The 11,697-nt window shown below is 66.2% G+C and carries 7 protein-coding genes; 2 read left to right on the plus strand and 5 right to left on the minus strand.

All coding sequences use genetic code 11. From position 1 onward, the window contains the following. Positions 1–516 precede the first annotated feature (516 nt). The 4 genes from WFH44_RS12110 to WFH44_RS12125 form a co-directional block, all read right to left on the minus strand. Entirely contained in the window at positions 517–3,633 is a 3,117-nt protein-coding gene (locus tag WFH44_RS12110) for a Pls/PosA family non-ribosomal peptide synthetase (protein WP_336714114.1), read from the minus strand. 988 nt (positions 3,634–4,621) lie between these two features. Continuing rightward, positions 4,622–6,319, minus strand: coding sequence for an MFS transporter (locus WFH44_RS12115; protein WP_336714115.1), 1,698 nt, complete (start codon positions 6,317–6,319; stop codon positions 4,622–4,624). After that, on the minus strand, positions 6,309–6,467 hold the full coding sequence (locus WFH44_RS12120; protein ID WP_336714116.1) for a hypothetical protein: 159 nt from the start codon (positions 6,465–6,467) through the stop codon (positions 6,309–6,311). The genes WFH44_RS12115 and WFH44_RS12120 overlap by 11 nt, the downstream gene beginning before the upstream one ends. A gap of 61 nt (positions 6,468–6,528) precedes the next feature. After that, positions 6,529–6,849 (minus strand): hypothetical protein, encoded by a 321-nt coding sequence (locus tag WFH44_RS12125; protein WP_336714117.1) that lies wholly within the window; start codon positions 6,847–6,849, stop codon positions 6,529–6,531. A gap of 414 nt (positions 6,850–7,263) precedes the next feature. On the opposite strand from WFH44_RS12125, the gene purU reads away from it, so the two are divergent. Both purU and WFH44_RS12135 read left to right on the plus strand, forming a co-directional pair. Then, positions 7,264–8,166, plus strand: a complete 903-nt coding sequence (gene purU, locus WFH44_RS12130; RefSeq protein WP_336714118.1) for a formyltetrahydrofolate deformylase — start codon at positions 7,264–7,266, stop codon at positions 8,164–8,166. A gap of 65 nt (positions 8,167–8,231) precedes the next feature. After that, positions 8,232–10,727 carry a GcvT family protein gene (locus tag WFH44_RS12135; protein ID WP_336714166.1) on the plus strand — a complete coding sequence of 832 codons (2,496 nt, stop codon included), beginning with the start codon at positions 8,232–8,234 and terminating at the stop codon, positions 10,725–10,727. A gap of 69 nt (positions 10,728–10,796) precedes the next feature. Here WFH44_RS12135 and WFH44_RS12140 read toward each other — a convergent pair whose 3' ends face one another. Then, positions 10,797–11,435, minus strand: coding sequence for a GntR family transcriptional regulator (locus tag WFH44_RS12140; protein WP_336714119.1), 639 nt, complete (start codon positions 11,433–11,435; stop codon positions 10,797–10,799). Positions 11,436–11,697: the final 262 nt, after the last annotated feature.

The following is an 11,697-nucleotide window of genomic DNA, read 5'->3' on the forward strand; positions in this document are numbered from 1 at the left end:
CTCCGGCCCGTCACGCCTCCCGGATTGTGTGGAGGGGCTGAAGAGACCGGATGCCCCGGGTTCCAAGCTCTTCGATGACTTGGCCGATCTCAAACCGGAAGAACGCGCAGATGCCGATCACGAGTAGCGGGGCGATAAACAAAACGACGACCATGGCCCGTTGCCCGAGGGAGATCATGTCCCCTGTTGGCTCGCCAGTAGGAGCTAACAAGGAGGCATACTGCATGGGGGAAAGCATGGCCGATCCGCCGGCGGCCGGTTGCGCACTAGCTCCGGCCGCCGGAGTTGCTCCGTCACTACCGTGGGAACGTTGAGTTCCATGCTGAAGAATCTTCTCCATCTCTGCGCTGCGCCCGGCCAGGTGCCAGCACTCTGGCGGTGCTCTGAATTTGCTGGGAAGCACATCCATTCTCCCAGTCCTTCCTGTCGTGGTCCGCTGCTACGGTGAAGGGGCTGCGGAAGGGGCACGGCTTGGTCTCACGGCGATCGAGCACCGCCTGCGCCACTGCGGAGTGCTCATGAGAGAAGCCTTTCCAGCGTGGCGGGGGATGTCGCGGCGGCTCGGGCTTCTTCGGCCGGGTTGCCGCCCCAGAGGGATCCCCGGGTGAGGGTCGTCCCCTTCATCACGAAGGAGTCCGTGGCTACAACGGCGCCATCTTCGACAGTGACGCCGTAGTGGACGAAGGCACCGACTCCGAGCGTGACGTCGTCGCCGATGACGTCGTAGTCGGACTTGAACATGCCGTCCTCCTGAGAATGGGACTGGATCGTGGTGCCGTTGTTCAGCGTGCAGCGTGAGCCGATCGTCACCAGGGTCCGCTCGATGATCCCGCAGCCGTCGTCGAAGACCCGGGAGCCGATCCGCACACCCAGCAGACGCCACACCAGCGGCTTGAACGGCGTCCCGTTGAAGACTGTCGCGTACCGGTGCTGCAGCGACATCTTCCAGTACCGCTCATGCCACCAGAAGTATGGGTGGTAGATGGAGCAGAGCTGGGGCTTCAGCCGCCGGAACCCGGTGGTGAGTCGCTCGATGCCGATGGGGACCAGCGAGCCAACCACAAGCGTCACGACGAAGCCCGCGCTGAGCGCAAGGAAACCTAGCAGGTCGGACAGCTCGAGGGCGGCAAACATGACCAGCATGGCCAGCGAGACGTTCAGCCATCGCACGAGCATCAGGAGGGCCATCGTGCGCAGATTGTGCCTGTTCTTGGCCGCGAGGTCACGGCGGAGCTTGGCCGGGTCGGCATGCTCCTCGGGAAGGGCGTCGCGCAGGACCGTGCGCGGAATCTCGAATGGCGGCGAACCGAGCAGGCCCACGTCGTGCCGGACCGGTCCGTCGAGGGGAACCATTACCTTGGTCGCGAGCAGGCAGTTGTCCCCGGTCCTGGCTTCCGCGGGGTATAGAACGGCATTGCCCAGGAAATTGCGCGCGCCGATCGCCACCCGGCTGACCTTGAACGACGTTGGCGAGTAGTCCGTGTTCATGAAGGAGACCCCGTCAGCGATCATCGTGCCGGTGCCGATCTCCGACAGGTACGGGTTGTCGTGCTTGAAGCCGGTACCAAGATTCGAGCCGGTCTGCTCGACCTGCGGCTGCTTGTAGCCAATGGCCGCTACGTAATCGACAACATACGAGCTGTCGCCGAACAACCCGGTCAACATGGGCCTGTTGGTCATCTTCGATATTGCCTGCTCCGCCGCGTGCCGCAGCCCGAACAGCGGATACACCGTGTCGGGTTTGACGGCGAGCTGGAGCACCCGCGGCACGGTAGTGACGATGAGCAATGACACGACCGTCCCGCCGAGGACGGAAAGGCCGGCGTAGAAGAGTGCGTCGCCGTAGAAGATCCAGCTGCCGAACGCCCACGCCTGCGGCTCCAGCAGCGCGGCCACGTTCGGGTCCGCGAGAACGAACAGGATGACGGCCTGACCCACCAGGATCCGGCCCAGTCCGAGCGTGGTGATGAGCTGGGTCGTAGCAAACACGGCCCGCCGCCAGGGACGGTAGGGGGTCCGTTCGACCCTGCTGTAGTCCACGTCGGTCCGCCTGCCCGGGGAGCCGTGCCAATGTTCGCCCGCGGGCACGGCCTGGCCGGTGTACAGGGTGGACCGGTGGCCCAGCTGTGAGCCGTCGCCCATCGAGGTGTTGATGTCCAGCACGCTGCCCTCACTGACCGTGACGTCGCGGCCCAGCGTCACCGCACCGATCTGGATGACGCCGCCGTGGGCGCGGTAGCCGTTGGCGAGCACGTCCTTGCGGATCACCGTCCCCTCCCCGATGGTCAGCAGGTCGGTGCAGATCGGCAGCCGGGTGGTCAGGATCGTGACGTTGCGGCCCACCTTGGCGCCCATCGCCCGCAGATAGAAAGTCATCACCGGGGAACCGGCCATCAGCGCAAGCGGCGAGGTGCGCATCAGCGTCTTGACCAGCCAGAAGCGGAAATAGGCCAGGCTCCAGATACGGATCTCCTGGGGACGGAAGCGCCCGACGATGATCCACTTCGCCGCCACCGGCAGGATGCACAGGCCCAGGAACGCCGCCGCCGCGTACGCGGTCGAGCGCAGGTAGATCTCCAGGAAGCTCAGGCCATGTTCCATCCATTGATGGTTGCCTGGTCCCGACTCCGGGAACACCCACTGATACCACACGACTGTCAGCAGGCCGCCGACCACGCAGTAGCCGAGGTAGACCAGCGTCTGCAACACGCCGCACAGAAAGTACTCCCACGTCCGTGCGTCCATGGGCGGTGGCGTCTCCGGGACGGAGGCTTGGGCCGGCGAGGGCGTCTGCGATGTGTTGTGCTGCAGGGGGGTTTCCAGAGCCGCCGCCAGGGCGGTGATGTTCGGGCTGCCGTAGATGTCCTTCATGGACACTTTGGGCAGGTCCGGTTGCTTGCGCACCCGGGCGCAGAACTGCGCCATCACCAGCGAATCCGCGCCCAGGTCCTGGAAGAAATCGCTGTCCGCCGGGACGTGATCGATGCCCAGCACGCCAGCCAGCACATCGGCCAGCCTGTCCTGCATCTGCGCGGACACCGGCGCCGTCGCCTCTTGCGCCGGTGCCAGGGCGGCGGCCAGCGCCGAGATCGAAGGGTACCGGTAGATGTCCTTGATCGACACGGCAGGCAGGTCCGGCTGCTTGCGCACCCGCGCGCAGAACTGCGCCATCACCAGCGAGTCAGCTCCCAACTCCTGGAAAAAGTCACTTTCCACCGAGACCTGATCAACGCCGAGTATTCCGGCCAGTACCTCGGCCAGCCGGTCCTGCATCTGCGCAGCCGCCGGCGCCGTCGTCTCTTGCGGCGGCGCCAGGGCGGCGGCCAGCGCCGAGATCGAAGGGTGCTGGTAGATGTCCTTGATCGACACGGCAGGCAGGTCCGGCTGCTTGCGCACCCGCGCGCAGAACTGCGCCATCACCAGCGAGTCGGCTCCCAACTCCTGGAAGAAGTCGGCGTCCAAGGGGACATCATCCTTTTTCACCACCAACGCGAGGACATTGGCCAGCCGGCGCTCAAGGTCACCGACAACACCTGTGGCCGGCAGGCCTGAAGAACCGTCGCCCGCCGGGGCCTCGGGAGCCGGGGGACGATGGTGGAAAGGGGGGTCAAGTCTTTCAAGGTTAGTTGTCATGTCCCCACCGTCCGGTCTGACCGTTGGCCCGTACTGTGGCGGAAGCCCGGTGCCGCACTTCACTGGTCTCGACGACGCGGCGGCCAACTCTCCTTATCGGTCCGGGGTCGGCAACGGATGACCCTCCGAATTTCTGCACAGCCATTCCCGGGTCGGCAAATCTGCGATGTGATTCCCCCGAGCTCGCCTGTTCTCCCAGGCCCATCGGAAGAGCCGCCAATTGCCGACGGCGAACAGGGCGACGGCCCATGATTCCCCCTCATTAGATGCGACACCTACAAGTGAATTTCCCTGTTACCGCCCTGCTTACTACCCCGTCATCGGGTACTACCGCTACCGAGATAATCCACGGACTTCTTGTAGGAACCTTGAGTCGGCCGAAAAGATGCTTGACACTGCCAGCGAGTGCGAAATGGTGAAACACATGGGATGAAGCGGGTTGGGGCTATCCGATGCGATCCATGACGATTACGGGTGCCGCAACGGGATTCAAGGGGGGCCGGGAACTACACCCTTCCCGGTCATCATTCCGGGGGAACGGGGTGGCAGTGTGCCGAGCCCGCCTGACCGCAACAACGGCATCCAGCACTTGCTGGACTCGCGAAGAAGGCGGAGGGCGCCCAAAGGATCATGCCTTCGGCAGGCCGTAGCAGGACATTAGGCCGGGTCCGAGGTCATGCCTGGCCTCGCAGGCCGAAGCACCTTCACGAGACCTGAACGCGCAAGCCGGCCATCAGCCAGCCCTGTGAGCAAAAATGACGTACAACCGCTGCAATTGTGGAACGCCGCGAATTGCCATGACGTCCGTTATCAGCGGGAAAGAAGCGGTTGGCCGGGACCATTCCCGGCCTGTGCAGGTGCAAGACAACCCGGACAGTGAAGGCACAGGGAGGCGTCGTCGCGGCCGTCACCGCACGGCCTGAAGAGATGACTGAAGTCCTAACTGGAGGTCCGGACGCTCAGGGTCGTTCCTGAGCGTCCGGTCCACTCACTTTATGGGGCTCAAGGCCGCCCCTGACAGCCCGGAGGCCACAGGCTGCTCTTCGCACGATTGTGCCTCAAGCAGGGTCGCTTCGAGGTCCACCCCTTCCCGCTGCGCCGCCTCGAGGGCGTTCGGGTCGTCGAGCGGCAGCTGCGCCGCCGCGCCGTCGCGCCTCACGGCGACGGGAACGTCGGTGAGCGGCATGCTCTCGAGATCGATGCGCGGGTCGTCCTCCTGATGGGCGACGATGGCGCGTGCCTCGTCGAGCGTGTCGACGCTCGGCATCGACCCGGGGAGGTGGCGACCCGCTGACTCGCGCAGGAACAGCACTGCGACGGCGCCGACCAGCGAGGTGCCCATGAGGTAGTACGCCGGCATCATGTCGTTGCCCGTGGCCTGGATGAGGACATCAATGATCAGCGGGGTCGTGCCGCCGAAGACCGCCACAGCAAGGTTGTACGCGATGCCCATGCTGAAGTACCGGCAGCCGGTCGGGAACTGGGCCGGCAGTGTCGAGGCGAGGATGGGCACGTAGAACGCCACGGGGAACGCCAGCATCGCCAGCCCCGTGAGCGTGGCCGGAACGGTGCCGATGCCCACCAGCAGGAAGGCCGGCATCGCGAGGACGACCGTGCTTAGGGCGCCAATCCACAGAGCGGGCCGGCGTCCGATCCGGTCAGAGAGCCTGCCCGCGAACGGGATGCACAGGCTCATGGCAAGGAGGACCGGGATGGTCAGGAGGGTACCGTGAACCTCGTCGTAGCCTTTTGACTCGGTCAGGTAGGTAGGCATGTAGGACGTCAGAGCATAGCCGACGGTGTTCGCGGCCGCCACGACGATGATCGCTACCAGGATCGGCTTCCAGGTGGCGCGCAGGACGGCGAGCGGCCCCCGCGCCGCGGTCTCATCCTTGGCAATGCGCTCGTTCGCCAGCCGCTCCTGGGCGTCGAGGGCCGCTTGGAAGGTAGGGCTCTCCTCGATCCGGAGGCGGAAGTAGATGGCAATCGCTCCCAACGGTCCCGCCACGAGGAACGGGATGCGCCAGCCGAACTCTTCCATTGCAGCCTGGTCGAGCGTGAGCTGGAGGACCGAGACGAGGGCGGCACCGGCCGCGAATCCCAGGTACGAGCCCATGTCGAGGAAGCTCGTGAAGTAGCCCCGGCGCTTGTCCGCGGCGTACTCACTCACGAAGGTCGTGGCCCCGGCGTACTCGCCGCCCGCCGAGAAACCCTGGAGGAGCTTGATCGCGATCAGCAGCACCGCGGCCCAAACTCCGATCGTCGCGTAGCTAGGCAGGAGGCCGAGGAAGAACGTCGCGGCGGACATCAAGGTGAGCGTCGCTACGAGGACCTTTTGCCGGCCTACCCGGTCGCCGAGCCATCCGAAGAAGATGCCTCCGAGGGGCCGCGCAACGAACGTCGCGGCGAAGGTCCCGAACAGGAAGAGGGTCTGGACCACTCTGTCCGCCTCCGGCAGGAAGACCGGGCCCATCGTGGTGATGAGGTAGCCGAAGATACCCACGTCGTACCACTCCATCGTGTTGCCGACGACGGTTCCCCCGACCGCCCGACGCAGCATGGGCTTGTCCACGACGTTGACGTCGCCGACCCTTAGGCGGCGCTTTCGAAACGTGATGCGGGTGCGGCCGGAGGCCGCTCCCTGGGCGTTGGGCTCGGCCACTTCCTGTCCAGGTTCAGCGTTCATAGTTTTCGCTCCTGTTCAGGCGCGGCCGTCCACCGTGTTGCCAGGCAGGAGGTTCGACGTATGCCGAGCCCGGCAGGGTCGCGATGAAGCTGTCGAAGATCTGCACTCCGCCCTTGGCGGCCTCGGTCTTCCTAGGTGCAGTGGTCATTTCTTCTCCTATTCGGGTGGGGATGAAAGGGGAAAGGTCAGGATGGTGGCGAGGGCAGCGCCTAGTTCAGGGGCGCGCCGTGTGTCTCCGTGCCGCGGGCGCACTGGGAGCGCTCGACATCGCGGCGCCGCTTGGCGAAGAGCCTCGCCGGGGCGCCGTTGACCATCCCCACGGGGCCGTCCCCGCGGTGGTAGACGGTGAAGCTGTGGCCCTCGGCGAACTTTCCGTTCAGGAAATCTTTGCTCAGCGGGAGGCTGCCGCAGGGACGGTGGGGCTCGTCGGCGGCCAGGACGAGTGTGCCTTCTAACCTCTCGAAGCGGGCCCCGCGGGCGGCTGAGAGGACCGCAAGGGACGAACCGACAAAGGCAAAGGTCTTCATCATGCTCCTGACATGAACTGGCGGCTCGAGGGGGCAGTTGCGCTTGGCGCAACACGATTCGCCCTACACAACGGTGAGCCACGCCACAGAGTGATGTCAAGCGTGTGAAGACCGGGCGCATGAACCGGCGGCCCGGAAAAGTCCGGTGCAGCGGCACTTATCGGCGCCTAATTTTTCGGACAGATACGGCATCGCAAAGGCAAGATAGGTTTACACATTCCCTCGCGTCCAAACTGCCGGAGAGCAATGCCGCGAAAAAACCGTTGACAGCTAGAGGGCGGAACACTACCGTCCCTTATATATCAGTTGTATGTTCAGTCGGACCGGACCGCCGGGCTCCACTATGGCTGGCGCCTCGCTGCCGGGCAACAACGCCGTCACGACTTCGCCCTGATCCCCAAGGAGGAACCACACGCCATGAGCACTTCCCTCACCCTCCCCCGCCCGGCCGCACAGGCGGCCGGCAGCCCGCCCCGGCCGGCGGGGGTTCTGACCCTGTCCTGCCTGCAGCGCAGCGGTATTGTCCACGCCGTCTCCCGCTTCCTGGTGGAACACGGCTTCGACATCACCGAACACCAGCAGTTCGACGACACCGTGGACGGACGGCTGTTCCTGCGCACGGCTTTCTCCGCCGGGGAAGCGGTAGACGCCGGCGTCCTGGCGGATGAATTCGCGCCCGTCGCGGCCGAGTTCGGCATGGACTACACGTTCCATGACGGCACCCGGCCACGGGTCCTGGTCATGGTCTCGAAATTCGGGCACTGCCTGCACGATCTGATCTACCGCTGGCAGACCGGAAGCCTGGCCGCGGACCTGGTCGCAGTGGTTTCCAACCACGAAGACCTGCGCCCCATGGCCGAAGCGGCGGGCCTGCCCTTCGTCCACGTGCCGATCAGCGCGCAGACCAAGCCGGCCGCCGAAGCGCGGCTGCTCGAACTCGTCGGGGCGTACCAGGCCGACCTGGTGGTGCTGGCCCGCTACATGCAGGTACTCTCCGACGACCTGTGCCGCAAGCTCGCCGGGCGGGCAATCAACATCCACCATTCCTTCCTGCCCGGCTTCAAGGGCGCCCGCCCGTACCACCAGGCGTACGAGCGCGGGGTCAAGCAGATCGGCGCCACCGCGCACTACGTGACCGCGGACCTGGACGAAGGCCCGATCATTGAGCAGGAAGTCATCCGGGTGGACCACCGGCTCAGCCCCGATCAATTGGCCACCATCGGCCGGGATGCCGAGGCGCTGGCCCTGGCCCGGGCCGTGCGCTGGCACGCCGAAAAGCGCGTCCTGCTCAACGGCCACCGAACTATCCTCTTCACCTAACCATCCGCCCCGGCCCGTCCCGCCGCCAGCGGCTCTCGGGAACCCACGTACCCTCGAAAGGCCCCATCATGCAATCACCCCGCGTCGTGATCATCGGAGCCGGCATCGTCGGCGCCAACCTCGCCGACGAGCTGACCGAACGAGGCTGGACGGACATCACCGTCCTCGACCAAGGCCCTATCCCGCTGACCGGCGGTTCCACGTCGCACGCCCCTGGCCTGGTCTTCCAGACCAACGCGTCCAAAACCATGACTGAGCTGGCTGCCTACACCGGCAGCAAGCTGGCCTCACTGACCCGCGGCGGCGCCAGCGCCTTCAACCCGGTCGGCGGCCTGGAAGTTGCCACCAGTCCCGAACGCCTGGCCGAGCTCCATCGCCGCCGCGGCTTCGCCACTTCGTGGGGGCTGGACGCCCGGGTTGTGGATGCCGCCGAAGCCAAGGCCATGCACCCGCTCATCAACGAAGACCTCGTCCTCGGCGCCCTGTACGTTCCCACCGACGGACTCGCCTCGTCCCTGCTCGCCGTGGAGCTGCTGCGCGAACGAGCCGAGTCCCGCGGCGCCCGGTTCATCGGCGGCACCCCGGTCACCGGCGTCGAACGCGCCGCGGGCCGGGTCACCGGCGTGCGGTCCGGCGACACCGTGTTCCCCGCTGACATTGTCGTCTCGGCCGCCGGATTCTGGGGTCCGGCCGTCGGCGATCTGATCGGGATGCCCGTCCCGCTGGTGCCGCTGGCCCACCAGTACGTGACCACGACGCCGGTGCATGGACTGACCTGGGAATCCGGCCCGGTCCCCGGCACCGGCAACAACGCGTCGCTGCCCCTCCTGCGCCACCAGGATGAAGACCTCTACTTCCGCCAGCACGGCACGCAGCTCGGCATCGGCTCCTACGCCCACCGGCCCATTCCCGTCAGCTACGACGAACTTCCCTCAGCCGACCGGATCACCGAACACGCCATGCCCTCCCGGCTGGCTTTCACCGCCGAAGACTTCGAGCAGCCGTGGAAGGCCTGCCGCCAGCTGCTGCCGGCCCTGAACAACACGGAGATCGACGACGCGTTCAACGGCATCTTCTCCTTCACCCCCGACGGCGGATCGCTGGTCGGCGAGTCGCGGGACCTGAAGGGTTTCTTCATCGCCGAGGCCGTCTGGGTCACCCATTCGGCCGGCGTCGCCAAGTCCGTGGCCGAACTGCTGGTCACCGGCCGCTCCGAGACCGACCTGCACGAGCTCGACGTCGCCCGCTTCGAGGAGATCCAGGTGCAGGACGACTACGTGCTCGAGACCTCGCAGCAGAACTTCGTCGAAATCTACGACATCCGCCACCCGCTCGAACCCCGCCAGTCGCCGCGGAACCTGCGGGTCTCGCCGTTCCACCGGCGCCAGACCGAACTTGAGGCGTTCTTCCTGGAAAGCGGCGGGTGGGAGCGTCCGCACTGGTACGAAGCGAACGCACGCCTGTTGGACACGCTGCCGCAGGAGTGGCAGGCCCCGGCCCGGGACGCCTGGTCGGCGAAGTTCGATTCCCCGATCGCCGCGGTGGAGGCCTACGCGACCCGCACCAACGTGGCGATGTACGACATGACGGCGCTCAAACGGCTGGAGGTTTCCGGCCCCGGCGCGCTACCGCTGCTGCAGCGCCTGACAACCGGCCAGCTGGACAAGAGCATCGGGTCGGTCACCTACACCCTGATGCTGGACGATGCCGGCGGCATCAAGAGCGACCTGACCGTGGCCCGGATCGAGGACTCCCTCTTCCAGATCGGGGCCAACGGCGGACTGGACCTGGACTACATCACCCGGCAGGCAGCCGCGCAGGCCGAGGCGGACCCGCAGCAGTGGGTCCAGGTTCGGGACACCACCGGCGGCACCTGCTGCATCGGGGTCTGGGGCCCGCGCGCCCGCGACCTGGTCCAGCCGCTCACCCCGCAGGACCTGTCCAACGACGGCCTGAAATACTTCCGCGCCGCCAGCACAACGATCGCCGGCATCCCCGTTCGGGTGATGCGTCTGTCTTACGTGGGCGAGCTCGGCTGGGAAATCTACACCAGCGCCGAGTACGGCCAGCGGCTCTGGGACGCGCTGTGGGACGCCGGCGAACCACTGAACGTTATCGCGGCCGGGCGCAGCGCGTTCAACAGCCTGCGGCTGGAGAAGGGCTACCGCTCCTGGGGCACCGACATGGACACCGAACACGACCCGGTCCAGGCCGGCCTCGGCTTCGCCGTCCGGGCCAACAAGGAGGACTTTGTCGGCAAGCAGGCCCTGGAACAGCGCAGCGCCCAGCCCCCGGCCACCCGGCTGCGCTGCCTGACCGTCGACGACGGCACCTCCATGGTGCTGGGCAAGGAACCGGTGTACGTGGAGGGGCAGCCGGCCGGCTACATCACCAGCGCCGCCTATGGACACACCGTCCGCAAGCCGGTGGCCTACGCCTGGCTGCCCGGCACCGTGGCCGAGGGCGACACCGTGCAGATCGAGTACTTCGGCCGGCATATCGACGCCACCGTGGTGCCCGAGCCCCTGGTCGATCCGGAAATGAAGAAGATCCGCGCCTAAGCGGTGCAGCGGCTGCTTCCTTGGACCTGTGGTCCTGAGGCCGCAGCCGTTGCGGGGCTGGTACGCAGGCTACAGAGCGCTGCGTACCAGCCCTTCGAAGTGCGTGACGTGTTCCTCGGCCAAGGACGCGGCCCGATCCGCGTCGCCGTCGATGATGGCCTGCAGCAGCGCCTCGTGTTCCCGCACGTGCCCGGTGATGGGCGCCAGCCCGGCGAGGACGAAATTCCACATCCGCTGCGAGAGGCTGAAGTACTGGATCAGCGTCGCTTCCACATAGCTGTTGCGCATGACCGCATACACGGTGCGGTGGATCTGCTCGTCCAGGTGGATCGAGGTCCGGTTGGATTCCTCCGCGGTTGCCGCCAGCTCCCGCAGGCATTCCTTCAAGCGCTGCCGGTCCTCGTCCGTGGCGAGTTCGGCTGCCCGGCGCGCGGCGAAGGCCTCTAGCACCCGGCGGGCGTCCGAAATCGCCTTCAGGTCCCGGATGTTCACGTCGGCAATGATGGTGCCCCGGCGCGGGTAGACCGTGAGCATGCGATCGGACTCCAGCCGTTTGACGGCCTCGCGCATCGGCGTCCGTCCCACGCCCAGCTCGGTCATCAGGGCTTCTTCGTCCAAGGCCGCCCCCGGCGGCAGACGCATGTCGATAATCCGCTGGCGCAGTTCGAGATACGCATGTTCCGCCCGGGTCCGGCCGACGGTACTCATCGCTTCCACAGTGCCGGGCCTTTCCCTCAATCCAGCGGGCCGGTGACCGGTCGCATCCTAGATATATCAGACGTAGCACGAGTCCGCCCTCCCCGTGCCTTGGTCACGCGGTTGTGGAACCCAGCGCGTTCCTCCGCGCTCCGAGACTCAGCCTGGACGGCGGTGAGCTGCCGCTGCTTGGCGGAATCGCCATAACCTGAGTCCCTCTGATGGGGAGGGAAGTTGCGCCATTTAGCGTCCCATACTGTCGCACCTGCGCACA

The organism is Arthrobacter sp. USHLN218 (genome assembly GCF_037144715.1).
GTDB lineage: Bacteria > Actinomycetota > Actinomycetes > Actinomycetales > Micrococcaceae > Crystallibacter.

Bases quoted from the DNA above. Each gene is read 5' to 3' on its own strand.
- WFH44_RS12110 (WP_336714114.1), bottom strand. From the start codon at position 3,633: ATGACAACTAACCTTGAAAGACTTGACCCCCCTTTCCACCATCGTCCC.
- WFH44_RS12115 (WP_336714115.1), bottom strand. From the start codon at position 6,319: ATGAACGCTGAACCTGGACAGGAAGTGGCCGAGCCCAACGCCCAGGGA.
- WFH44_RS12120 (WP_336714116.1), bottom strand. From the start codon at position 6,467: ATGACCACTGCACCTAGGAAGACCGAGGCCGCCAAGGGCGGAGTGCAG.
- WFH44_RS12125 (WP_336714117.1), bottom strand. From the start codon at position 6,849: ATGATGAAGACCTTTGCCTTTGTCGGTTCGTCCCTTGCGGTCCTCTCA.
- purU (WP_336714118.1), top strand. From the start codon at position 7,264: ATGAGCACTTCCCTCACCCTCCCCCGCCCGGCCGCACAGGCGGCCGGC.
- WFH44_RS12140 (WP_336714119.1), bottom strand. From the start codon at position 11,435: ATGAGTACCGTCGGCCGGACCCGGGCGGAACATGCGTATCTCGAACTG.